Origin of the sequence: Treponema parvum, from assembly GCF_017893965.1 — a bacterium.
GTDB classification, from domain to species: domain Bacteria; phylum Spirochaetota; class Spirochaetia; order Treponematales; family Treponemataceae; genus Treponema_D; species Treponema_D parvum.
Genome location: NZ_CP054142.1, coordinates 260,514 through 284,249 on the forward strand (window position 1 = coordinate 260,514; position 23,736 = coordinate 284,249).

The 23,736-nt window shown below is 38.2% G+C and carries 30 protein-coding genes and 2 pseudogenes; 23 read left to right on the forward strand and 9 right to left on the reverse strand.

Features of this window, described 5'->3' with window-relative positions; genetic code table 11:
* Positions 1–340: 340 nt before the first annotated feature.
* The 6 genes from HRQ91_RS01160 to HRQ91_RS01185 all read left to right on the forward strand — a co-directional run bounded on the left by HRQ91_RS01160 (position 341) and on the right by HRQ91_RS01185 (position 5,961).
* On the forward strand, positions 341–622 hold the full coding sequence (locus HRQ91_RS01160) for a BrnT family toxin (RefSeq protein WP_210119900.1): 282 nt from the start codon (positions 341–343) through the stop codon (positions 620–622).
* The gene (locus tag HRQ91_RS01165; protein ID WP_210119901.1) at positions 600–902 is read left to right on the forward strand and encodes a BrnA antitoxin family protein; all 303 of its coding nucleotides are present in this window, start codon (positions 600–602) and stop codon (positions 900–902) included. Before HRQ91_RS01160 ends, HRQ91_RS01165 begins: the two co-directional genes overlap by 23 nt.
* A gap of 128 nt (positions 903–1,030) precedes the next feature.
* Positions 1,031–2,284 carry a UV DNA damage repair endonuclease UvsE gene (gene uvsE / locus HRQ91_RS01170; protein WP_210119902.1) on the forward strand — a complete coding sequence of 418 codons (1,254 nt, stop codon included), beginning with the start codon at positions 1,031–1,033 and terminating at the stop codon, positions 2,282–2,284.
* Between the two features lie 24 nt (positions 2,285–2,308).
* Positions 2,309–2,467: a hypothetical protein gene (locus HRQ91_RS01175; RefSeq protein WP_210119903.1), complete on the forward strand. Its 159-nt coding sequence runs from the start codon at positions 2,309–2,311 to the stop codon at positions 2,465–2,467.
* Positions 2,468–2,735: 268 nt separating this feature from the next.
* The gene (locus HRQ91_RS01180; protein WP_210119904.1) at positions 2,736–4,298 is read left to right on the forward strand and encodes a hypothetical protein; all 1,563 of its coding nucleotides are present in this window, start codon (positions 2,736–2,738) and stop codon (positions 4,296–4,298) included.
* Entirely contained in the window at positions 4,285–5,961 is a 1,677-nt protein-coding gene (locus HRQ91_RS01185; RefSeq protein WP_210119905.1) for a DNA adenine methylase, read from the forward strand. The genes HRQ91_RS01180 and HRQ91_RS01185 overlap by 14 nt, the downstream gene beginning before the upstream one ends.
* Positions 5,962–6,057: 96 nt before the next feature.
* Here the strand turns inward: HRQ91_RS01185 and HRQ91_RS01190 are convergent, their stop codons facing one another.
* The 3 genes from HRQ91_RS01190 to HRQ91_RS01195 are packed head-to-tail and all read right to left on the reverse strand — an operon-like array spanning position 6,058 to position 9,665.
* Entirely contained in the window at positions 6,058–7,809 is a 1,752-nt protein-coding gene (locus HRQ91_RS01190) for an ABC transporter ATP-binding protein (RefSeq protein ID WP_210119906.1), read from the reverse strand.
* Positions 7,793–7,915, reverse strand: coding sequence for a hypothetical protein (locus HRQ91_RS11780; protein ID WP_275946235.1), 123 nt, complete (start codon positions 7,913–7,915; stop codon positions 7,793–7,795). Before HRQ91_RS11780 ends, HRQ91_RS01190 begins: the two co-directional genes overlap by 17 nt.
* Positions 7,908–9,665: an ABC transporter ATP-binding protein gene (locus tag HRQ91_RS01195; RefSeq protein ID WP_210119907.1), complete on the reverse strand. Its 1,758-nt coding sequence runs from the start codon at positions 9,663–9,665 to the stop codon at positions 7,908–7,910. Before HRQ91_RS01195 ends, HRQ91_RS11780 begins: the two co-directional genes overlap by 8 nt.
* Before the next feature lie 362 nt (positions 9,666–10,027).
* Between HRQ91_RS01195 and HRQ91_RS01200 the strand changes: the two genes are divergently transcribed.
* The 8 genes from HRQ91_RS01200 to HRQ91_RS01235 all read left to right on the forward strand — a co-directional run bounded on the left by HRQ91_RS01200 (position 10,028) and on the right by HRQ91_RS01235 (position 14,967).
* Entirely contained in the window at positions 10,028–10,636 is a 609-nt protein-coding gene (locus tag HRQ91_RS01200; RefSeq protein WP_210119908.1) for a hypothetical protein, read from the forward strand.
* The gene (locus HRQ91_RS01205) at positions 10,633–11,412 is read left to right on the forward strand and encodes an ABC transporter permease (protein ID WP_210119909.1); all 780 of its coding nucleotides are present in this window, start codon (positions 10,633–10,635) and stop codon (positions 11,410–11,412) included. The genes HRQ91_RS01200 and HRQ91_RS01205 overlap by 4 nt, the downstream gene beginning before the upstream one ends.
* Complete coding sequence (locus HRQ91_RS01210) at positions 11,399–12,112, forward strand: ABC transporter ATP-binding protein (protein WP_210117301.1); 714 nt, start codon at positions 11,399–11,401, stop codon at positions 12,110–12,112. Before HRQ91_RS01205 ends, HRQ91_RS01210 begins: the two co-directional genes overlap by 14 nt.
* A gap of 26 nt (positions 12,113–12,138) precedes the next feature.
* Positions 12,139–13,071: an ABC transporter substrate-binding protein gene (locus HRQ91_RS01215; protein ID WP_210119910.1), complete on the forward strand. Its 933-nt coding sequence runs from the start codon at positions 12,139–12,141 to the stop codon at positions 13,069–13,071.
* Positions 13,072–13,442: 371 nt separating this feature from the next.
* On the forward strand, positions 13,443–13,715 hold the full coding sequence (locus HRQ91_RS01220; RefSeq protein ID WP_210117299.1) for a type II toxin-antitoxin system RelB/DinJ family antitoxin: 273 nt from the start codon (positions 13,443–13,445) through the stop codon (positions 13,713–13,715).
* A complete protein-coding gene (locus tag HRQ91_RS01225) occupies positions 13,712–13,993 on the forward strand; it encodes a type II toxin-antitoxin system YafQ family toxin (RefSeq protein ID WP_210117298.1) in 282 nt (93 codons plus the stop codon). Before HRQ91_RS01220 ends, HRQ91_RS01225 begins: the two co-directional genes overlap by 4 nt.
* Positions 13,994–14,018: 25 nt before the next feature.
* Positions 14,019–14,660: an alpha/beta hydrolase gene (locus tag HRQ91_RS01230; RefSeq protein WP_210119911.1), complete on the forward strand. Its 642-nt coding sequence runs from the start codon at positions 14,019–14,021 to the stop codon at positions 14,658–14,660.
* A complete protein-coding gene (locus tag HRQ91_RS01235; protein ID WP_210119912.1) occupies positions 14,647–14,967 on the forward strand; it encodes a TfoX/Sxy family protein in 321 nt (106 codons plus the stop codon). Before HRQ91_RS01230 ends, HRQ91_RS01235 begins: the two co-directional genes overlap by 14 nt.
* Before the next feature lie 189 nt (positions 14,968–15,156).
* On the opposite strand, the gene HRQ91_RS01240 is transcribed toward HRQ91_RS01235, so the two are convergent.
* From HRQ91_RS01240 to HRQ91_RS01260, 5 genes are all read right to left on the reverse strand, one after another.
* Positions 15,157–15,423, reverse strand: a complete 267-nt coding sequence (locus HRQ91_RS01240; RefSeq protein ID WP_210119913.1) for a hypothetical protein — start codon at positions 15,421–15,423, stop codon at positions 15,157–15,159.
* 130 nt (positions 15,424–15,553) lie between these two features.
* Positions 15,554–16,747, reverse strand: coding sequence for an IS256 family transposase (locus HRQ91_RS01245; RefSeq protein WP_210119914.1), 1,194 nt, complete (start codon positions 16,745–16,747; stop codon positions 15,554–15,556).
* A 79-nt stretch (positions 16,748–16,826) separates the two neighbouring features.
* Complete coding sequence (locus HRQ91_RS01250) at positions 16,827–17,075, reverse strand: hypothetical protein (protein WP_210119915.1); 249 nt, start codon at positions 17,073–17,075, stop codon at positions 16,827–16,829.
* 36 nt (positions 17,076–17,111) lie between these two features.
* Positions 17,112–17,435 carry a type II toxin-antitoxin system RelE family toxin gene (locus HRQ91_RS01255; protein WP_210119916.1) on the reverse strand — a complete coding sequence of 108 codons (324 nt, stop codon included), beginning with the start codon at positions 17,433–17,435 and terminating at the stop codon, positions 17,112–17,114.
* Between the two features lie 3 nt (positions 17,436–17,438).
* Positions 17,439–17,759 carry a type II toxin-antitoxin system Phd/YefM family antitoxin gene (locus tag HRQ91_RS01260; protein ID WP_210119917.1) on the reverse strand — a complete coding sequence of 107 codons (321 nt, stop codon included), beginning with the start codon at positions 17,757–17,759 and terminating at the stop codon, positions 17,439–17,441.
* Between the two features lie 550 nt (positions 17,760–18,309).
* On the opposite strand from HRQ91_RS01260, the gene HRQ91_RS01265 reads away from it, so the two are divergent.
* The 9 genes and pseudogenes from HRQ91_RS01265 (at position 18,310) to HRQ91_RS01300 (ending at position 22,899) form a co-directional block, all read left to right on the forward strand.
* Entirely contained in the window at positions 18,310–18,549 is a 240-nt protein-coding gene (locus HRQ91_RS01265) for a type II toxin-antitoxin system Phd/YefM family antitoxin (protein WP_210117294.1), read from the forward strand.
* Positions 18,546–18,941 (forward strand): type II toxin-antitoxin system VapC family toxin, encoded by a 396-nt coding sequence (locus tag HRQ91_RS01270; protein WP_210119918.1) that lies wholly within the window; start codon positions 18,546–18,548, stop codon positions 18,939–18,941. Before HRQ91_RS01265 ends, HRQ91_RS01270 begins: the two co-directional genes overlap by 4 nt.
* A 56-nt stretch (positions 18,942–18,997) precedes the next feature.
* Complete coding sequence (locus HRQ91_RS01275; RefSeq protein ID WP_210119919.1) at positions 18,998–19,597, forward strand: Type 1 glutamine amidotransferase-like domain-containing protein; 600 nt, start codon at positions 18,998–19,000, stop codon at positions 19,595–19,597.
* 38 nt (positions 19,598–19,635) lie between these two features.
* A pseudogene (locus tag HRQ91_RS01280) lies at positions 19,636–19,806 on the forward strand (TfoX/Sxy family protein); the annotation flags it as partial.
* A gap of 42 nt (positions 19,807–19,848) precedes the next feature.
* Complete coding sequence (locus HRQ91_RS01285) at positions 19,849–20,127, forward strand: antitoxin (RefSeq protein ID WP_210117292.1); 279 nt, start codon at positions 19,849–19,851, stop codon at positions 20,125–20,127.
* Positions 20,111–20,521, forward strand: coding sequence for a type II toxin-antitoxin system VapC family toxin (locus tag HRQ91_RS01290; protein WP_210119920.1), 411 nt, complete (start codon positions 20,111–20,113; stop codon positions 20,519–20,521). Before HRQ91_RS01285 ends, HRQ91_RS01290 begins: the two co-directional genes overlap by 17 nt.
* A 60-nt stretch (positions 20,522–20,581) precedes the next feature.
* Positions 20,582–20,887: a hypothetical protein gene (locus tag HRQ91_RS11820; protein ID WP_420832851.1), complete on the forward strand. Its 306-nt coding sequence runs from the start codon at positions 20,582–20,584 to the stop codon at positions 20,885–20,887.
* Positions 20,848–21,087, forward strand: a pseudogene (locus HRQ91_RS11825) (hypothetical protein); the annotation flags it as partial. The gene HRQ91_RS11820 and the pseudogene HRQ91_RS11825, both read left to right, overlap by 40 nt.
* 132 nt (positions 21,088–21,219) lie before the next feature.
* A complete protein-coding gene (locus tag HRQ91_RS01300; RefSeq protein ID WP_210119921.1) occupies positions 21,220–22,899 on the forward strand; it encodes a hypothetical protein in 1,680 nt (559 codons plus the stop codon).
* Between the two features lie 100 nt (positions 22,900–22,999).
* On the opposite strand, the gene HRQ91_RS01305 is transcribed toward HRQ91_RS01300, so the two are convergent.
* Positions 23,000–23,707 (reverse strand): SAM-dependent methyltransferase, encoded by a 708-nt coding sequence (locus HRQ91_RS01305; protein ID WP_210119922.1) that lies wholly within the window; start codon positions 23,705–23,707, stop codon positions 23,000–23,002.
* Positions 23,708–23,736: the final 29 nt, after the last annotated feature.

A 23,736-nucleotide genomic window follows, 5' to 3' on the forward strand; every position in this document is an offset into this window, starting at 1 on the left:
GGGATGATGTAATAAAAGGTTTTGCGTATTCTGGAGAGTTTGTTGGGAGAGCGGCTTATGGTTGGTCTGTGAAATAGCGATTTATCTTGACTACAATGTACAAAAACAGGCAGGGGCATTTTTTGCAAGGTCCAATTCAGAAAAATCATCCAGAACAGTATATTTATATTCAGATTAGCAGTTTTTCTTTGGGCAAGTAGTTGTTAGAACAGAATAGTATATTGCGATAAGAATTTTCACAAAAATAATGACAAAAAGATTTTATAAGATCCGTTTGAGCGAGTCTGTTTTTCTTGACAAATATTGTATATACATAACATAATGTACACAGGATGTATAAATGATATTTGAGTGGGATGAAAGTCGCATAAATAAAGAAATTCATGACGGTATTTCTTTTGAATATGCGGCGAGAGTTTTTTTAGATTCTAAAAGAATTGAAATTATTGATAAAAATCATTCTGATGAGACTGAGGAAAGATTCAATGTTATTGGTTGTGTGGAACGGATATTGTTCGTAGTTTATACAGAACGCAACGACAATAAGATTCGGATTATTTCTGCACGAAGGGCAACACCAAAAGAGGAGAAATTGTATTATGAAAACTATGACATTAGATGATTTAATTAAAAATCCACTTACCGAAGAAGATAAGAAAATTATAAATTCCGCTAAACCAGTAGTTACTGAGGAATGTCCAGAGGTAACTGATGTGCAAATGAAAAAATACAAGCCTTGGTATGAAGTTCATCCAAACGGGAACGATATTTATAAAGTTTCCGTAAAGAAAACCGCCGTTAGTTTACGAATTGATACAGATGTTTTGATGGCTTTAAAAGAAATGGGAACAGGGTATCAGACAAGAATCAATGATATTCTAAGGAAAGCTGTTTTTGGATAAGAAATAAAATCGTCCGTGATTTTATTTGACACACAGTTTTACAAAAATTGTCTACATTTTATTGATACAAAAGATAAAATTATGATGGCGAAGTAAGAGCTTTCAATGATATAAAAATGGAGAAGTATATGGCCATTGGCTACGCCTGTTTGACTGTCGGCGTGGAAGGTGTAAATTATAAAACCTGCCGCAAAGAAAATGCCGATGAAAAAACGCTGAAAGAGATTATCAGTGTAAATCTGACCTCTTTAGACAGAATGCTCGATTATAACATTGAAAACGGCATCAAGATGATGAGAATCACGTCGGACATCATTCCGTTCGGCTCTCATCCAGTTAATCAGGTAAAATGGTGGGAGATATATGAAAACGAGCTTTTTCTTCTGGGAAAAAAGGCTAAGGATAACGGAATCCGGCTTTCTATGCATCCGGGGCAGTACACGGTGCTTAATTCCCCCGGCGAAGAAGTTGTAAAAAAAGCGGCGGAAGACCTTTTGTATCATGCAAGATTTTTAGACAGCCTCGGCCTTGATCAGAGCGGCAAAATGATTCTTCATATAGGAGGAGCATACGGCAACAAGAAAGAAGCGCTCAACCGCTTTGCAGAAAACTATAAAAAATTGGATGAGCGAATCAAAAACAGACTGGTCATAGAAAATGACGACAAAATATTCAATATAGAAGAGGTCTTGGATTTAGGGCTTGCTTTGAAGATTCCTGTCATTTACGACAATTTACATAACGCGACGAATCCAAGCGGCGAAGAGACCGATAAATACTGGATTGAAAAAGTGAGCAAAACTTGGACCGCAAAAGACGGCAGGCAAAAAATTCATTATTCCGAGCAGGCCGAGGATAAAAAGCCGGGTTCACATTCTCAAACTATCAATGCAAAAATATTTACCGACTTTTACAAAGAAGTCGGCGGCGATAAAATAGACATCATGCTTGAAGTCAAAGACAAAAATCTTTCGGCGGTAAAGGCTATAAATGCCGTGCAAAAGTCTAACATCGTGGAACTTGAAAAAGAGTGGGCTCGATATAAATATCTTGTACTGGAGCATTCTCCTTTAATTTATAACGAAATAAGAGAATTGTTAAAGGATAAAAATACTTATCCGGTTTTGGAATTTTATGATTTAATTGATAAGGCGCTTTCGCATCAAGCCTCTTCCGGTCAGATTGTAAACGCCGCGGAGCACATCTGGGGTTATTTTAATAAAATTTCGGATAAAAAGACCTGCGATAAGGTTACAAGGCAAATCGATAAAGTTGCCGGGGGAAGCAAATGCAGGCAGCTCAAAAAAACGCTGTGGTCGCTGGCTAACGAATACAATCAAAAGTATCTGCTGGAAAGTTTGTATTTTAAGGATATATTCTAATAAAAAATAAAATCGGAGGTAAATATGAAAAATATTTTAATTGTAACAGGGCATACTCACGCAAAATATTCAATCGGAATGTTCAATACAGGCAACAGCACCCCGGAAGAAAAACTTTCAATGGAAAACCTTGCAAAAAAACATTGTGAAGATCTTGTAAACCTTATAGATTCTGTTTTATGAGAATTAACAAGCTGGCTTAATAAGGAGGTATCGTTTTAGTGGGTCTGTCGCTTTTGCCTCCGACCAAATGCAGCGGCAAATCGATTGTTGTAGCTGCGAGGAAGATGGCATAAATCGTGTGGGCGTTGCTCACAGAAAGACAGGACTTTGATTCAAAAAGATGATGGGCACATATAAGCCTCTGACTCTTGCTGAAAAAGCCCTTGCGGCCATAAATTAAACAGATTAGAAAATCACCTTGTTTGTTGACTTTTTATGGGAGGAAATTATGCATAAACTTATTGTAAAGAAAGATAATGTATCATTACGTCCATTTTTATATTTGCAAGATAAACGTAATAAATCCCAAGAATTCAGTAATACAACTGTATGTAATTACTTTTGGAATAATTATAGAGATATTTTCCATACTGATTATAAAGATAGAAAATCGTTTCAATCAGGGTATGCAGGCAATTTTTCATTAATTTTTGATTCCAGCGAAAGTCAGGAAGGTAAGACTAATAAGTTTACTAAAGAAATTCCTCCAGAACTCAAGAAAATAATTCCTAAGCTTTATAATTTACAAATTGATATACGAGATGATTATTGTTACATCGGAAACATCCCAGATGGAAATACTTTTAGGATACTTTCGGTGTTTTTTTGTCTGAAGCGAATAAATGCAAAAATAAATGATATTGTAGATATTAGAGAAAAGAAACCTGATAATTCCTGGAAAGCGCTTTTAGCAAAAAAACTAAATTGTAAAACAGCAGATTTTCCAGCTAATAGACTTCAACAAACTGGGCGTGGTGATATTGGAAGAAAGTCTACTTTAAATAGATATACAATCTATAACATGGGTAATAATTGGTTTGATGTTATTAAACCTAATTATTACAATTTTAAGAATTTACGATATAAGATCCTTCTTCATAATTTAATGATTGAACAATCAAATGTTTATTTTTGTATAATCAAAAGTAAATTCTATAATTTTGATTATAATGATGTATTTAAAGATGGAATTGATTTTGATGGAAATGGCGAACCTCAGTTAGTATTTGAATGGATTAATCAACAAATAATCTTAGATGATGTTATTCTTGTAAAAAAAGATGATTTACGGGACTTGATATTAGAAAAACTAGAAGTGCCAACAAGCTACCAATATACATTTAACAAAATAGAGGATAATACTCTTTTTTTTGATGATGGAACACAACTTGATTTAAATTCCATAGTTATTACAAAACATCAAACGCTAATCGATTCTCAAAATTTCAACCCTAACATTACATTTAATAAAGAACTTGAAAATGAATTATGTGAAAAAGCCAAAGACAGAATGAAGAACGTAATAAATCAAGGTAAACATATTGTTAGTAGAATCAGTAAGGGTGAAGAAAGTAATACGATAAAAAAATTTCTTGATTTAAGTCATGATGGATTATTAAAAATCAAAGATTATCACCGGATAACAACGGATGATTCAATTGTAACGGGTAAAGAGAAAACATGTTTAATTATTTATAATGGAACAAAATATCCAGATTTAATATGTGTCTTTCTTGAAGACGCGGAAAGAATCGAAAAAAAAGGTAATAGAACAATTATCGAATATTCTAATTATATAGAAAAAAATGCATCTCGATTTAAGCATATTATGTTTGAAGTTGAAGCAGAATTTAATCTAACATCTTTTGGAGACCATGATACAACTAAAACTAAAGTTTTGTTGAGTAAATATGTTTTTTGTGAAAATGCCTCTTCTGGCTTTTATGAATCTCAATTTGGTATTAAAATTCCAGTTATTTCTATAAAGGATTTTAGCAATGAATCTAGCTAATGATTATCTAACCCGGCAAATAATTGCGTACATTGGCAATAAAAGAAAACTCTTAGGATTGATACTAAAAGCAATACAACAAACCGGAATTGAAATAAAACCGGGTTTAAAGTTTTTTGATGCTTTTGCAGGGAGCGGTGTTGTTTCCAGATTGGCAAAAATGCTTAATTTTGAAATTTACACCAACGACTGGGAATATTATTCGTATATTATTGCAAACTGTTATCTTAAAACTAACAAGAAAGACATTGTTACTCTTTTCGGCTCCGAAGAAAACTTTCACGCTTTATTGGATAGAATTAATACATTACCCGCCCCAAGAGAAAATGAACAGTATATAGCCAAATATTATGCTCCTAAAAAAGATGATATCGATGCAGCGGATTATAAAACGGAGAGACTTTTTTACACACATCAAAATGCATTAAATATTGATAAAATTCGTAATTATATCGAATCAAACTTTCCGCTTAATGACAATTCGGAAAAAAAATTACAGATAAGAAATATTCTTTTAGCTGAACTTATTTATGAGGCCGCGACTCACAACAATACTTCCGGAGTATTTAAAGCATGTCACAAAGGATTTGGCGGTCATAATAAAGATGCATTAACACGCATCCTTGGTGAAATTAAATTGAATGGACCGGTATTGATTGATTCCGATTTCCCTGTTCATGTTTTTCAAGAAGATGCAAATAAACTTGTTGAAAAACTTGAAGAAGTAGATATCGTCTATTTAGACCCCCCTTATAATCAGCACCAATACGGTAGTAATTACCATATGCTTAATACAATCGCAAAATGGGACCATATTCCTGCAGAATTGGAGCTAAATGAAAAAGGCGAATTAAGGGAAAAAGCCGCTATTAGACATGATTGGATAAATACACGTTCTCATTATTGCTATAAGGAAGAAGCAGCTTTAGCTTTTGAAAACTTAATTTCTAAAATTAAAGCAAAATCTATTCTTATAAGTTACAGTACCGATGGAATTATTCCTTTTGAAGAAATGCAGAGAATCTGTATGAGCAAGGGAAAAGTATCTATTGTTACAAATGAGTACACAACATACAGAGGTGGAAAACAGAGTAACAAAAGACAAAACACGAACATTGAATTTATCCTTTGCATCAATACTGCAAAAAAAGCTTCTAAAACAACAGAAGAACAATTAGATTCTATCTTTATTAGAAAAAAAGCGATGTTGTTATTTAAGCAGACTTTTAATGAACGAAAATTAAAAGAAGTTTGTAATTCTTTTGATAAAGAATCTTTGTTATTTGTAATCAATGATCAACAGATTGTTATAAAAACAAACAGTTTCTTCACTATTGAACAGCCCGATAATATTAATGAACTGTCAAATCAGGCCTTGTCACTATTACATTCTCGCTTAGAGCTTTGTGTTTGTGATGATAAGGAAGAAGAGTTGGCTGAAATCATTTCAAAACTGAACGGTGATAATGATAAAAATATAAAATTTATTAAACTAATTCCAAATACATTGAAAAAACTTGCACATAAGAAAAATAAGCTTATTTTTTATAAATGGCTGTCAACAATCAGAGAAATCAAGAGTAAATATCCTGAATTATATACGCACATTGACGGCAAAATAGAACAAGTGGCCGGTTTGGCTGAGCTGAGATTTGCTATCTAATTATTTGCTAGGCCTTGTAAAATTTTGACCCTGTAAAATTTTCTGTGTAAACGGCACAGTTTAATTAAAACAGGGACATCAACGTCACACAATTCCTCAAAGTTTCCAGCCTGCGGCTTTTTGGCGGCTTTCTACAAAGCGAGCATAGATTCCGCCTTTTTGCATAAGCTTGTCGTGTTTTCCCATTTCGGCTATTTTGCCGCCGTCTATGACGACGATATTGTCCGCATTGCGCACAGTTTTCAGTCGGTGAGCAATCATTATTATCGTTTTACGCTTTGTAAGTTCTTCGATTGCGTGTATTAAATCCGCTTCGTTTTCAGGGTCGACATTTGCCGTCGCTTCGTCCAAAATTATTATAGGGCTGTCTTTCATTATTGCCCGTGCAATCGAAATGCGCTGTTTTTCGCCTCCGCTCAAACTTGCGCCTCCTTCTCCGATTACAGTGTCGTAGCCGTCAGGAAGATTTGTTATAAATTCGTGGCAGCAGGCTTTTTTAGCCGCTTCTATTATTTTCTCTCGAGACGCGTCGTTTTGTCCGAATGCAATGTTGTTTGCAACCGTGTCTTTAAAAAGATATACGTTCTGGAATACGAAACTGAAATTTTTCATCAGATCGTCGTATTTGTAATCTTTTATATTTTTGCCTTTAAGATAAATCGCACCTTCGTCCACGTCCCAAAATCTGCTTATCAAATGGCAAAGCGTCGTTTTTCCGCTTCCTGAAGAGCCTACAAATGCGGTTGAAGTTCCGAGAGGAATTTTTAAGCTTATGTCATCTATGATTTTTTTATTTTCATAACTGAACGAAATATCTTTGATAAAAATGCTCCTGTCGTCGCTTATCGTAGAATCTTCGCCCTGCCCCTGCTTTCCTTCCAAATCCATTGTAGGCGTTTTTAAGACCTCGTTTACCCTTTCCATACAGAGATTCACATTCTTTAAAAGCGCAGAAAAACTTCCTGCAGAATCGAGATGAGAATAAATTATAAAAGAACATATTATCATACAAAGCGAGTCGACAAGTTTCATCGTTCCTGCAAAATAAAATCCAAGAGATGCCAAAATCATTGCAACGCCTGTAAGTTTTATAATCATGCCCTGCAAACACATTAGCGGAACAAAGGTAAGTTCCAACTTTATATTTACGTCCTTGTTTTCGTTATTTGCGTCGTTAAGTTCTTTCCTTGAAGAACCTGTCATGTTGTACGCCTTGACTTCCGCAATTCCGAGGATATATTCGATTGCTTTTGCGACAAGATTCGAATCGGAAGTATATTTTCTGTTTGCCAAAAGACTTGCCTTTTTTTGCATATATGAGTTTACAATAATAAAAAAAACAATTCCGCACAAAAGAATAAGTCCGATTTTCCAATTCCACAATAAAACCATAAGAGTAACTACCGCCGTGGAAAGATAGCCTTGAGTGCTTATCATAACAACTCTGGTCGCCATGCTTGCCAATAGTTCAAGGGTGTTTGTCGTAATGCTTGTTATTGTGCCGAGCGAGTTTTTATTAAAGTAGCCCATAGGCACGTAGCGCAGATGTTCTGCAATTTCCATTCGTTTGTCGGCGCAAGTTCCGTAGCCAGCCTGGCATTGCAGCATTGTTATTCGGCTCTGAATTATCGCAGAGCCTGCAATACTTAAAATCATTACGCCAAGGCATTCAAAAACAACGGTGTAGGTAACGCTGTTTGAAAGAAGGGCTCTGAGCATTATGTAAACGGCGGGAATTCTAAGCGCCTCAAACACGGACTTTAAAACGCCCAGCCACATGGAAGCGACCATTTTCTTTTTATTTTGCTTTCCGCAAAAATTAAAAAAGTTTCTAAAAATCTTTATCATAAAATTCTCCAAAAATACGTATCTTCAAAACTTTACGGGCGGCTTTTGCTTCACTGCGTTCTTGTCGCACACGGATGTGCCATAAATCCGCCCAAACCCTATTCATCTTTTACGCCTATGTGACTTTGCCACATAGTTTTATACAGAGCGCATTTGTTCAGAAGCTCTGCATGCGTGCCGAAGTTTTCTATATTCCCGTCATTTATTACATAGATTCTGTCGGATTCGCAAATCGTGGAAAGCCTGTGGGCAATTACGATCAGAGTTTTGCCTTTTACAAGGGATGCTACGGAGGCTTGAATAACCGCTTCGCTTTCAGGATCCGTGTACGCCGTCGCTTCGTCAAGAATTACGATCGGAGCGTCTTTAAGCATTGCCCGTGCAATACAGATGCGCTGTTTTTCTCCGCCGCTCAAGTGCCCGCCGGATGTTCCGCACATTGTTTCAAAGCCGTTTTCAAGGCTCACTATAAAATCGTAACAGCCCGCCTTTTTAGTAATTTCTTCAACTTCCGCGTCGCTTGCACCGGGTTTCCCGATTCGTATATTTTCACGTACGGTTCTGTCAAAAAGAAAGTTGTCTTGGTTTACATACGCCACAAGCTTGTTCACCTCTTCAAGCGGAATCTTTTTAACATCAACGCCGCCGATTTTTATAGAACCTTTTTTAACGTCCCACAAACTTGCTATGAGTTTTGCCACGGTTGATTTTCCGGAACCGCTCGGCCCCACAAAGGCGGTAACTTTCCCGGAAGGAATTTCCATGCTGATTCCATGTAATACTTCTTTTTCTTTGTAGGCAAAATGAACGTCTTCAAGGGTTACGTTTAACTCTTTGCTTTTGAGCGACTGTTTATCATCGCTTACCAAAACTGCAGGCCGTGTAAGTTCTTCGCTTTGCAAAATATCGGCAACTTCGCCTACGATAACGCCTATCTGCGCAAGATCATCCGTATATGTCGCTACGGTTAACAAAGGCTGAACGGAACAAATACTTAAAATAATTCCATAAATCAGTTGATAAGGTTCAAGCGTTTCGTTGATTATCAAAATTGCGCCTAAAGGCAAAACGGAAACGAGCGTTGCAGGAAAAATCGACATCGCAAGAGAGAACCAAACGTTTACGGATTTTTGCCAGTCCACAAAACACGCGCTTCCTTCTTTTGCGGCAAGAGCAAATTTTTCGTATGAACTGTCGGCTTTTCCGAAGGCTTTAATCACTTCAATTCCGTTTATGTATTCAACGGCGGTATCGTTTAAAGCCTTTGTGCTTTTTACGGTTCGTTCAAATTTCGGCTTGTAGTCGATTGTCATAAACGAGTAAAACAAAAAGCCTAGCGGAATTGTAACAAGGGATGAAAGTCCGAGTTTCCAGTTGATATTGAAAATCAGAACGAAAACCGCAATGGAACCTAGGATGTTCGCCGTAAATTCGGGCGTAACGTGAGCGAGAGTAGTTTCCATTTGATCTATGCGTTCGCAGATTGTGTTTTTTATGCTTCCGCTTGATTTATCAAGAACATCTCCGAGCGGCATACGAGCAATTTTATCAAGGCAAAGCGCTCTCGTCCTTGCAAGCACGTTAAAAGTTGCAGTATGCGAGCATGACGTGCTGAAGCTGTGAAAAAGTCCGCGCAAAACCCAGCATAAAGCCATAAAACCGCAGCGCTTTAGGTAGAAGCTCCAATCAGTGCCGCCTTCAAGCAATTTGACAACTATTCCGCCTAAAATCACATACGGAATAACGCTGAACATAACGCCGATTATTGCAAGAAAAACGGAACAGATATAAAGCCGTTTTTTCGAACTTGCAAAATCCAAAATCCAACTGAAAGCAGATTTCTTTTTTTGAACCATAAATTTTCCCCTACCGCCACAGACGGCGGCGCCATATAGCCGCCGAAGTTAAATCTTCCTTAAAATTCAACAGTCGAACAAAATATCAATTTTGGAGACTGTTGAATTCATGCGCTCTATAGCGCATACGTTAATTCGCGACGTTTCGGTTTTACCCGAAACTCGTCGTTTAACGAGGCGGCGCCATATAACCGCCGAAGTTAAACCTTCCTCTTTTCATCGTTAGCTATTGCTAACTTATTATGTATCTACAAAGGAATTTATGCAATGTGTTAAGTTACTTATGATAAAAGAATTTTATAATCCGGATAATTGACTAGGTAATTAGTTTTTGCTACTCTCTGTTAGCACAGATAAACTTTATGAACTTTGTATTTATAAATCCCGTTTCTAAAAACATGTACGACAAGAGTGAATTAAACAACTTTATCTCGGCTAAGGGTTTTGAAATTGTCGAGTGTAAAACCGACTGGATAAAGAAAGTTATCAATAAATACAAACAAAGGGTTTCGTCTGCAAATAAAACCGTAATAGATATGCGCTGCCCTCCTGCCGTTCAATTAGTAAAAAATTCCTTTCCGAACTTGGATGTCAGATATCCTTCGATAGAACCGATTTTGATTCACTGCGCAAAAGAAATATCGCAAAACTATGCGGATAAAGGAAAAATATTTATAACCACGCCGTGCGAATCTTTAGCGGAATACGGTAATGCGCTCAATCTGCAAAATACAATCTTTATTACGTGGAATGATTTTGCTCAAAAGCTTGACTGCGGTTTAAAAAAAACAATTCTCAGCGAAAGTCCCATTCCTCCGGGCTTTTTTTCTCCTCTTAAAGTAAAGACAAAAAGCATAACCGGAAGCGAAGAAATACAAAATTTTTTTGAAAAAGAGGATGTGTCCGGTTATAGGTTAATTGAAATGCTCTACTGCAAAAACGGCTGCAACAACGGAGACGGCGTTTTATGAAAAAAATAAAAGCCGATTCTTTAAAATTTATTCCTGCGGTACTCACTATTTTTTCAATTGTGCTCCTTTGGTATTTTATATGCAAACTTGGAATAATAAGCCCTTATATTCTTCCTTCGCCTGAAAAATGCTTTAGAAGCCTTGTCGCAATGATAAAATCGGGAGACATCTTTATTGATATCGGGATAAGCCTTTCGCGAGTGGCAAGGGGATTTTCGCTGGCGTTTATAATCGCCTTTGTTTTGGGGATGATAAGTTCAGTAGTTCCGTTTTCAAAACATTTTTTTGAATACTTAATTCAATTTTTTAAAAACGTTCCTCCGATCAGCATGATTCCTCTTCTTATTTTGTGGTGCGGAATCGGAGAAACTACCAAGACAATAATAATCATCCTTGCCTCGTTTTTTCCCATATATATGAATATCGTTAAAGGCTTTACCGGCTGCGACAAAAAATTGATAGAAGTCGGAAAATCATTCGGATATTCACGCTTGGAATGTTTTTCAAAAATCATTCTTCCAAACGCAATTTCCGACATTTTAGTGGGAATGAGAGTCGGGCTCGGTTACGCGTGGAGAGCGATAATCGGCGCGGAAATGGTTGCAGCCTCTACAGGGCTCGGCCATATGATTTTGTTTTCTCAGACAATGTCCAGAACGGACAGAGTGATAGTGGGCATCGTCGTAATTGGACTTGTCGGATATCTTACGGACAAGGTTTTCGGAATCGTCTTAAACAAAGTTCTAAAGGGAAAGGCAGAAAATGGCTGGAATTAATTTAAAACACATAAAAAAATCATTTACTGTCGATTCAAAAAAAATTGATGTTCTCAACGATATAAATTTGCAGATTCCGGAAAACAAGATAACCGTACTGCTCGGAAAAAGCGGCTGCGGTAAAACAACGCTCCTAAGGCTTGTCGGCGGGCTTGAAACCGCGGATTCCGGAGAAATTGAGTTTAAAAAGGATTTTAAGACAACATTTGTTTTTCAAGAGCCAAGGTTAATGCCATGGCTCAACGTGCTTGGAAACACAAAGTTCGGTCTAAAAAAATCGGAATACAAAAAAGAAGAAGTATTCAGGCTTATAGAAATGGTAGGGCTCAAGGATTTTATTAAAGCGTATCCTTTCCAACTTTCAGGGGGAATGCAGCAACGGGTTGCGATAGCAAGAGCGCTTGCCTATAAGGCCGATTTTATAATGCTTGACGAGCCGTTTGCCGCCTTGGATTATTTTACGCGTGAGCAAATGCAAAAAGAGCTGATTTCAATAGAAAAAAAGGAAAACAAGAGCCTTCTGTTTGTGACCCACAGCATAGACGAAGCTATAACTTTGGCAGATAAGATTGCCATAATAGAAAAGGGCAGGGTTAAGCGCGAATTTGATATTGATTTTGAAAAAGAGAATAGAAATCTCATGGACGAGTATTTTTTAAATCTTAAGCGGCAGGTTATGGCGCAGTTAGATTTTAATTAATAAATAAATTTTTTATAGGAGTTTATATGAAAAAACTTATCATTGTGTTGTCGGCGGCAGTATTAATGGCAACGTCGTCAGTAGTTTTTGCCAAGGCAAAAGAATTAAAGAAGCTTACGTTCACTTATGTAACTTCTCCGCTTAATATTCCTTCAATCATTGAAAAAGATCAGAAGATTTTTGCAAATGAGTTTAAGGGGACTCCGGTGGAATACGCGGAAATCACTTCCGGCGCGGAACAGACCCAGGCTCTTGCTTCAGGTGACGTACAGGTTTTGTACGCTGTAGGCGGTTCTTCCGTAATACTTTCTGCAGCAAACGGCGCGGATATCAAAGTTCTTAACATGTACAGCCGTGCGCCTAAAGCGTTCTGTCTGTATTCAAAGGACGCTTCGCTCAATTCCCCTGAATCGCTTAGAGGAAAAAAGATTGCAGGTCCCGCCGGAACAAATCTTCACGAATTTTTAACGGCATATCTGGCTTCTGCAGGAATGAAAATCACGGATGTCAGCTATGTGAGCATGGGAATTCCCGCTGCAAAAGCCGCTTTGGACGGCGGCAGCATCGATGTAGCGCTTCTTGCCGGCGCCGCAGCCTATAATGCGGGTGCTCAGGGCTACCATAAGATTACGGACGGCGACGGATACATTGCCGCAATTATTGCAGTTGCAACAACGGAAAAATTTTATAAGCAAAATCCTGATGTGATAAAAAAAGTGGCTTCGGCACAGAAAAAAATTGCAGACTACATAGCAAAAAACAAAGACCAAGCGTTTGCAACAACGGCAAAATATCTTGGACTTACGGAGCAGGCTGTAAAAGACATGTCTTCAGCTTACGATTTTTCAACGGAACTTACGCAGGCGGATATGGAAGGCTGGCAAAAAACTGCTGACTTTATGTACGCTTCCGGAATGATTGACAATAAGTTTGACGTAAAAAAACTTTTTATAAAATAAAATACGAAGCTTCAAGCGGTATCATCAGAATTTCCGACGGCAGTGAAATTCGGCCTTTTAGGTTCGATTTCGAGTTTGACAAAACTCGAAATTTCCCATTCGTCTAGCTATGAAGGCTTAATGGAGTGTAACGGCGGTGAATTTTCTGACGGTACCGCGCTTGTTTTTAAAATAATGGTGTGGATTTTTATTGTAGCACGGTTTTCTCAAAATACAAACGCAAAGTTACCGATTACTATATAGCACTTCGTCTATAGCATGTAAAAAAGGAATTGCGTCTATCATCTTTATATCATATTATTAAATGATGACAACATGTTGACAACAGACAGAAAAACAAGCATAATGTATATATAAACGGGGGCTAACAAGTGACAACTACAAATCTCAATATTAGAACCGATAAAGATATTAAAGACCGTGCGGAAGCGCTTTTTTCTGAGCTTGGGCTTACTATGACGGCGGCTGTAAATATGTTTTTGCGAACGGCACTCAGGGAAAATGGCATTCCTTTCACTTTAAGATTGGATATTCCGAACAATCTTACGGAATCGGCAATAACAGAAGGAAGAAAGATTGCTTATGATGACAGTGTAAAAGGATATTCAAATATAAGCGATTTAAGAAAAGCACTGGAAGTATGAAATATGAAGTAAAATTTACAACTCAATTCAAAAAAGATATTAAACGTGCAGAAAAACAAAATCGAAACTTAAATAAGTTGTTTGGCGTTATCGATTTACTTGTGCATGGGAAACCTCTTGAAGCAAAGTATAGAGATCATGCCTTGTCGGGAAAGTATAAGGGAACAAGGGAGTGCCACATAGATCCTGATTGGCTTCTTGTGTATGAGCATCTAAATGACGTCCTTGTTCTTATGTTGCATAGAGCCGGTTCACATTCTGAGTTATTTAGAAAATAAAAGTCAGCCTGAATGGTGCGTAATTATGAAAAACGCAATCATATACATACACGGAAAAGGCGGGAGCGCAAAAGAAGCCTCGCATTATCAAGCGCTTTTTGCAGACGGCGATGTTATCGGTTTTGATTACAGGTCCCAATCTCCGTGGGAAGCAAAAAAAGAATTCCCGCCGTATTTTGATTCCGTTTTTAAAAACTGTAAATCCGTGACGATCATAGCGGACAGTATCGGCGCGTTTTTTGCCATGCACGCTTTATCGGATATGCCGATAGAAAAAGCGTATTTTATTTCTCCCGTTGTGAACATGGAAAACCTGATTATAAACATGATGACGAAGGCAAATGTAAACGAAAACGAACTCCGCGATAAAGGCGAATTCGATACACCATTTGGGGAAAAACTTTCGTGGGAATATCTTTGCTATGCAAGGGAACATCCTGTCCATTGGACGGCGCCGACACATATTCTCTACGGCGCAAAAGACAATTTGACATCTTTTAAAATAATTTCCGAATTTGCACATCGAATCGGTGCAACGCTTACTGTTATGAAAGACGGGGAACATCGGTTTCATACGAAAGAGCAAATGCACTTTCTTGATAATTGGATACAGCGCTTTATTTCCAAAAGGACGGAAAGTGATGGAGAAAATTATGCCGTCGAGTAAAGAATATTTGGATTTTATTTTAGACCAACTGTCCGAACTGGAAGATATAAACTGTCGGGCGATGATGGGAGAATTTATTATCTATTATCGGGGTAAAATCGTCGGCGGTATATACGATGATCGATTGCTCGTAAAAGCGGTACCGTCGGCAGTTATGTATATGCCGAACGCTTCTTACGAATTGCCGTACCCGGGCGCAAAAGAAATGCTTTTAGTAGACGGAGTTGAGGACAAAGCATTTATAACGGGCTTGTTTAACGCGATGTATGATGAACTGCCGGTACCGAAAATGAAAAAGAAAAGATAAAAAGTGTGGGGTAGGTATAAAAACAGAAATCTCTCTTTCTTTCCATAAGCAAAATGCAGCATTAAAGTCTAAAATTCAATTATTTTTTCAGTAATGTAAATTAAATCAACGGGTAATCCACCTAACATCTGTTTAACACGTATTGCTGTGTCAAAAGTAATGTCATGTTGAAGCAGGTGTTATGTGAGTTTACATAAGTTTTATACTTTTTAATGTTTTATCTTTGTATTTTTTTAAACATAAAAACAATTCTTCCCAGCAGAGCCAATATAAACCAATTTCAGGTGATAATTTTTTCCGAGTTTTTTCCAAACAAGTTTCAACATCATAATCTTTCAATGTTAGAAAAATGATATTTTTGTTTTTTTTCTCGGAATAATAATCTTCTATGATTGTCGAATATCGCAAAAGTTGATTTGTGTAATCATTCTCACTTTCTGAAAAATTTTCATCCAAAGGAGAATGGTACTTACATTCTATTATTAAAATACTATTCTTATCTTCTAAAACTAAATCAGGTTCATTAATCTGAGGATTGTGTCAATTTTAGTTCGCAATTTTGTTTTTGAAAAAAGTCATAAATCCATCATGCTGCGTTAAACAGAATTTCCTTTTGAACTTTTATTGAAGTGGCATTTATGTAGCAACGCTCAGTCTGCCAGTCCTCTGAATACTCAAGCAGATAGCTTGTTATCAGCCTTATATAAGCATTCGTTGACGGAAAAATGCCGACAACAGATGACCTTCGCCGGATTTCACGGTTAAGCCGTTCAAGCGTGCTAGTGCTTGAAATCTTACGACTGTCCAGTTCCTCAAAAGCGTAAAATTGAACGGAATCTTCAAATCCTTCTTCAAGACATTCTACTGCCTTGGGAAATGATTTTTCATATTCCTCGCAGAAATCATCCTTCAGTGCTCTTGCCGATTTTTCATCAGGAACTTTCCGGATAAGCTTCAGCCTTGCACCAACTTTTTCCTTGTCTTTCTGCCGAACATATGCAAGTATATTCCGCATGAAATGAACCTTACACCTCTGCCATGTAGTTTCAGGCATGGTTTTGCGTATCGCCGCCTGAAGCCCCTTGTGTGCATCGGAAACGCACAGCCAGACTTTCTCAAGTCCGCGTTCCCGGAGCTTTCTGAAAAGAGCTGAATATGTCTCTTCAGATTCATTTTCCATAGGCTCCACAGCAAGAATTTCCTGCTGCCCTTCAAGATTTACCGCCTTAATTACCATCACGGCCTTGTTGGTAATTCTGTGGTTGTCACGAATCTTTTCATAAAGAGCGTCTACCCAGATTACCGGATACTCTGCTTCCAGCCTGCGCTTACGGAACTCATCGACCATCTGGTCAAGAGAACTGTTTATCCGGCTGACCTCAGAGGCGCTCAGGCTTTCAATTCCGAGTTTCTTCGCTATATGCTCAATCTTGCGCGTTGATACTCCGTTCAGCCAGCATTCCTGCACGACCTGAATGAGCGCCTGTTCGCTGCGTTTCTTCTCCGTCACAAAGAACGGGATATAGCCGCCCTGTCGTATTTTGGGAACCGAAAGATAAACTGTCCCGAGCCGTGTATCAAAGCGGCGGATTCTGTAGCCGCATCTGTAACCGGTGCGGCTTTGCGCGTGAATCCCTTTTTCAGCTCCGGTCTTATGCGCAACTTCAATCTCCATGAACTTGTCCATTACCCACTGGAGCATTTCCAACATAGGATCTGTTGACGTTACAAAATCCAGTAGTTTTTTTTCAAAAAATGCAGTATCGTTCTTCTTGGCCATTGTTTGTTCCTTTTTTGTTAGTGTGCTAACCAACATTCTGGAATTTTCAATGGCTTTTTTCTACCCCAAATTGCGAACTTTATTGTACAGTATCAATCTGAGCTTTTGTTTTATTTGAAAATTTCTTCCAAAAATTTATTTGGATATTATCTGAAAAATGGTAATTAAAACTATTACCTTTTAAATCAGTTGCTTTTGAGAGGAAATCATTAATTAACGAACTTGAATTAAAATATCTTATATTTCCAAAGACAGTACTCGTCAGAATATCTTCAGAATAAATAAAACTGCTATTTTGAGGTATTTTTCCATGCAACTCGTAAATCATAATTTGTTTTATTTTTCATTGTTTTTCTCCCGCTGCTTATCTTGACTCCCTTTTTGCTGCAATTTCATATACTTCATTGTCTTCTCGCACGGAAATCACAATGATTTTCATTATATTATCTAAAGCCTCTTGTTCTAACTTATAAACTATTCTTAATCCTAACCCTTTTAGTTTAATCTTGAATAATCCACTTAAATTATTTCCACCTTTATTTCCAAGCGGTTTACCATAACCGCCTTTCATATTAGACTCAGGATTTTGTGCAACCTTGATTATTGCTTTTAATACTATTTTTTGTTGTGATCCATCTAATTTTTTTAGTTCTTGTTTTGCCTCTGGATGGTATAATATTTTCCACATTGATTACTCCAATTCGACATCAATGTTTTCTAGGTCTTGTTCATTTATGTTTAAATCGCTTAGAATATCATTATGTGAAATATACACTACATTATTTGATAATCTATTGTTTGCCTCAGCCATCAATAAAGCGTCTTCATATTGCTCGATTAGCGCTTGATAGTCTTTAGGACTTATCAAAACACATTCCGGAGTATTATTTTTTACAACGATTTTTATTCCGTTATTTTTAACTTCTGTAAATATTTTATTCGCCTCACCTTTATTAAAACGACTTATAGGAATTATGGAATCTAATATATTAATTGAATTTACTGCATTCATAGATAAATCTCCATTAATAATATAACACAAAAGACAAGTATTGACAAGTATGTTGGTATATTTGTTGGCATATTTATTAATAAAAAATTTTCTATTTATTTATAACGCTTAAAATAAGACGTTAATATATACAGTTTTATTCGTGCGGAGGGGTTAATATCCTATGCTCTTCGTAGGAGAGGGATTCGCTTTGCTGTCCGAAAGGCAGTCATCCTAACATTTGCTTAATCTGTGTTTGTGACATTTTTTCGAATTTATTCATGTTTTTTCTGCTGTGCGAAGCGATGTACAGAAAAAGAAAGAAAGTATTCTGCCTAGAAACAGCCGGGATCGCTATGCGTTGGTTTTGCTTGCTGGACAAGGTTATAAGGTACCGATCTTTTGTAAGACGACCCATGTAACGCAGTAACTGAATGAGCAATGCAATAAATCCGAGCGGCGATTCCAACTTTTCTGCCGTATCGACCAGCATTGTTTTGAATTTACCGGGAGAGTATCTAATATATATGTACAACTTGACTATGTTGTACATAAACGGTATTATATTTGTATGAAAACATTACCGGTAGCAAAAGTACGAGCGAATTTCTCTGCGCTTTTAAAAGAAGTGGAATCGGGAAGCGAAGTCGGTATTGCGTTCGGTCGAAAACAGGAAACCATAGCTGTAATTGTTCCGATCGAAGAATATAAAAAAATAAAAGCACGAAAACTCGGTACACTGGAAGGAAAGGTAAAAGTCGAATTCAGCGAGAATTGGGCTATGTCCGATGAAGAGCTTATTAATATATGAAAATTCTATTGGATACGCATTATTTATTATGGGCTTTTATCGATACAAGTAAAATATCTCCTTCCGTTTATCCAAAACTATTGGCGGATGAAAATGAGGTTTTTTACAGTCAGGCCAGTTTATGGGAAATCGCAATAAAATATAATATGGGAAAATTATCCTTAAAAGGAATGAAACCGGAAGAATTCTATGAAGAAGTAAAAAACAGTTTTTTAAAATGCAGGCTACTAAAAAATGATGAGTTAATCAGTTTTTACAAATTACCGATAGAACACAAAGATCCGTTTAATCGCATTATGATTTGGCAATCGATAAAATCCGATTACTGTTTTTTATCCGTTGACACTCAGGTTGCAAATTATAAAAAATACGGCCTGAAAACTTTATCCTGACAACCGCTGCTACTTATGATATTATGGGGAGCCTTATACAAAGGAGACTGCAAACCATGCGTTTATTTTTATGTTCACATTTTTCAAGTGTCGGCTCCGCCGTTGAAGAGCAAATTGCGGGGAAAAAAGTTGTTTTTATTCCTACCGCATCGCTGCACGAAGGGTATACGGGATATGTCGGTTCGGCGCGTAAATTATTCAAAAAAGCGGGCGCCTTGCTGACGGAAACCGATATTTCGACCGAAGAATTTTCAAAAATAAAAACGCTGTTTGACGATGCCGATGTTATTTATTTTACCGGAGGTAATTCGTTTTTCCTCATCGACTGCTTAAGAAAAACCGGAACGGATAAACTTTTAAAACGGCAGCTGGAAAAAGGGAAATTATTTATCGGAGAGTCGGCAGGGGCTATCGTATGCGCACCGACAATTTCTTATATTGAGAAAATGGATCCGATTCCGGAAGATTATTCGCAAAGCGACTATGCGGGACTAAAGCTTATCGATTTTTATATCCTGCCGCATTATCTTACCGCGCCGTTCAAAAAAGCTACTGAGCAAATCATGCAAGCCTTTCCGACGCTCGAAATATGCGCAATCAACAACTCCCAAGCGGTCATTATTGAAGATGATAAAAGAAACATAATCAAGGTATAATTAAACTACCTCTCCTGATAATTTTTACGGTTCCTGCGGCGCTTACGTATATGCCGAACGCTTCTTATGAATTGCCGTACCCGGGCGCAAAAGAAATGCTTTTAGTAGACGGAGTTGAGGACAAAGTATTTATAACGGGCTTGCTTAACGCGATGTATGATGAACTGCCGGCGTCGAAAATGAAAAAAGAAATAATGAATTTTGCTTGATATTTCATGCAGATCGTCATATACTATACACAGGGGTATGGTATGGCAATATTACAGGTCCGTGATATGGATGACCGCTTATACGACAGATTAAAATTTGCTGCAAAACGCGATAACCGTTCAATCAGTCAGCAAGTCGTTAATATTTTACAAAATTATTTTACTTCCGTTCCTGTAAAAACAAAAAATGCCACGGAAGAATTTTTAAAACTTTCAGGCTCATGGGAAGATGCAAGAAGCGCAGAAGAAATTATTGACGACATAAGAACATCCCGTCGCAATTCACCAAGATTTGAGGCTTTAGATGGCATATTTGATTGATACCGACATCATAATATTTGCACTGCGAGGCGACAAGACCGTATTGTCTAAATTCGAGGAAAACAAAAATATTCCTATTTCCATTTCGATGATTTCTTATGCAGAGCTTGTATTCGGCGCAAAACATTCACAGAATGAACAAAAAAATATGATAAAAGTAAATCGCATTCGTGAAATCTATCCCATTGAAGAATTAAATGTCGGTGTTATGGAAATTTTTGCGGATATAAAAGCAAAAATGTATGCAAAAGCAATACGAATAGAAGATATGGATTTATGTATTGCAGCTACGGCAATTTACAATGACTTGATTTTAGTAACGAACAACACAAAGCATTTTAAGAATATTCCGCTATTGAAATTGGAAAACTGGAAAAGTTCGAAAAAAAATTAACATCTGCCGTTATATGATAAGGAAAATAAGGAATATCCGCGCTTCGGTAAGCCGCGCGCCATGTGTGTAACGTTGCTGAAATTTTTGTTCCTCGGCGCGGCCAATTGCCGCACCCGACCGGCGCGTGCAGGTTACTTACACCTTAAACTTTCCAACTTCTTCCGCCAATCTCTGAATGCTCTCCTTATTTTTTTGGGTGGCCGTGTTTACTTCCTGCACGGCACACACCTCGACAGCTCAACCGAACTGAAGCCGCTCAAACTTGAACAGGCGATGTATACAAAGCTCTCTAACGATGTGTCGTGCCTGATCGATAACAAAATCATCGTGCTTGCAGACCGTTGGAAGAATACAGTATGTTTGTAGGAGCCGTGCGCCGCCATACTGCGCTCGACAGAGAACGCGGCTTTGAAAACGCAATAAAAGAGTGCATACAAAATGACATTTTAAGAGAATACCTGCAACGAAAATCACGGGAGGTGATGAATATGTTATTGTCGGAATATGATTATGATACTGACATTGCAGTCCGATGCGAAGAAGCAGCCAACGTAATAATTGAAAAAAATTTGTATTTGGGCTATAATTTATCAGTATACCGATAGAAAGCCTTTGTCTGCGTCGTGGTTTGGCAACTAGCGCCGTTTTTGATGTGTTTTGCAGGCGTAAAGGCGTAAAATATTGTTTGGAGGTATTTTATGAAAAAGCCTGCTATTATTACGGTTTTTGCGTCGGCCGTTTTTTTGCTTTTTACATCGTGCAGCAATTTGTTTCAAGCTCTGGGAATTGAAAACAACTCGGGGAAAGGATCTCTGAGAGTTGTTTTGCCGGAAGCTTCGCCGCAGACGGGAAGGAGCGCCGCAGGAGCTTCAAGGCTTGCGGTAAACACGGATGATATTAAAACCTATACCGTAACTTTAATCAAAGACGGCGCCGTGGTAGCGGAGCAAACCGCAGCAGCCGGATCTTCGGTTACTTTTTCAGATATAGAAGAAGGAACCTATACAATAAGAGGATCCGCATACGACGGCAGAGCCCGCTTGGCGTACGGCAGCATTACAGCCCGAGTTTTGGCGGGAAAAACCACGAACGCGGCCTTTCCCATGTATACGACCCCGCCGATCGTTCTGTGGAATTCTAATAGCAATGATATGGATTTCTATATTGCAGATACGGCTGCAAGGACGCTGTACGGTCTGCCATCAGTCAAAATTCCCGGTATTTTTTATGTAATGGAATTTGATGCGGCAAGAAATTTATATACCTATAACAGCTTTTTATCCGCCGCGTCAGGGTACAATCCGGTTGAATTGGATGATGAAATAGAATTATTTGATCTAGCTCAACGACCTATAAAACGTATTTACTGCGCCGATGACAATGTTTTATTTATAGCTCGAAAAGCGACCAACACTGACACATTAAATACCGTATATTTTTGTGATCTTTCTTCTGCTAGGAATGGTGACGGACATCTGGTAGTGAAAACAATTTCGTCTGCGGAGATAAAGATTTCTGGCGACGAATTTATGGCGGTTTCAAGGGCCAAGTTTGACAACACACTCACGCCGCCTGGCGATTCAAGGCTTTTTTATACGGTAAAGTATGATGAAGGTAGTAACCAAATTGAGATCAAAAAATATAAGATCAGTCAAACCTATGACTCGGATGGCGAGATTATATCTATGGCAAATACTACGCAGCCTCCCATACCTACCGCTAACATCCCGCTCGGAACAGGCGGCTACGGGCTTAATGTTATTGACAAAAAACCCGGCGATCCTTCTACTACTATTAATCCCTCAGGTTATTTCTCAGGATCACGAAAGGTTACGGACGTGCGCATACACGAAGACGAAATGTACATTCTGTATTCTTATCCTAGTGGACCGATTTATTCACTCTCATCCCAAACGAATGACGTGTCCTCCGGGGCGCTGTTAAAAGTTAAATTGGACGCTAACGACGCTCCTTCGCGTGACGAAAGTTTTGGCAATAAAGGCGCCTTGGGTTGGACGTATGATATAACTAAGTCTTTTGCTGACTTTAAAATGGCTTATAATCTCAATACGTATGATCCTGATAATGACACTACATATTTCGTTATAAAAGACTTATACGGACAGTGGCCCAGCGATGAAAACAAGGGCTTTTTCGGGCCGCAGAAAATACTCGCTTTAAAATCAAAGAAGATTTGGATAGCGGACGACGGCGCCATTTACGATGAAAACAAAAATAATACAAGACCTGATGAAGTTGGAAGTATTGTGCAAAAAGACCGCGTAGTCGTAATAGACCTTGAAAGAGAAAGCTTTGAAAGCGTTTACTCGTTTGACGGGATAGGTTTTTCAACCACCGTCAAAGGAAGCGGTTTTTAATATCGGTTTTTTTCAAAAACTGTCGGCATTATTTGCAGGCCGCACGTCCCGTGCGGCTGCGCCATTATTATAGATCGAACGGTTTACAGTGATCTGAAAGTTATTTGTATAAGAGAAAAACTGCCGGCACTCTGTCTATTTCAGGAAGTTTTGTTTTTTTCCATTCGGCTGCGGTTTTTGTTTTTACATATTCTTCAGGGCAGGTAATTCCCGCTGCGACACAAACCTTTGTAGAAGGGGAGCACACGGCAAGAATGGACTGCATCATCTGTCTGTTGCGGTACGGGGTTTCAATAAATATCTGAGTTTGACCTTCTTTGCGCGCGCGGTTTTCAAGCTGCCTAAGCTTAGCTTCCCGCTCGGGCGTCTTAACGGGCAAATATCCGTTAAATGCAAAATTTTGCCCGCTAAAACCGCTGGCCATAAGCGCCATAAGAATTGACGACGGCCCTACAAGCGGAACGACTTTTAAGCCTTTTTTATGAGCGATTTCTATAATATCCGCACCGGGATCCGCAACGCCGGGACAGCCTGCTTCGCTTATGAGCCCCATAGGCTGCCCGTTTACAAGAGGATCAAGATAGTCTTGAATCGAATTTTTACGGGTGTGTTCGCTGAGCTCATAAAAGACAAGGTTTTCTGTGCGGACGCACTTGTCCACCCTTGAAAGAAATTTGCAGGCGGAGCGTACGTTTTCGACTATAAAATGCTTTATGCCTGTTATTATGTCGTGATTATAAGGCGGTAAAACTTTTTCGTAAGGCGTTTGCCCCAATGTTACGGGAATAAGATAAAGTGCGCTTTCCATTTTGCTTTGATTTTTTGATTTCTCCCGGC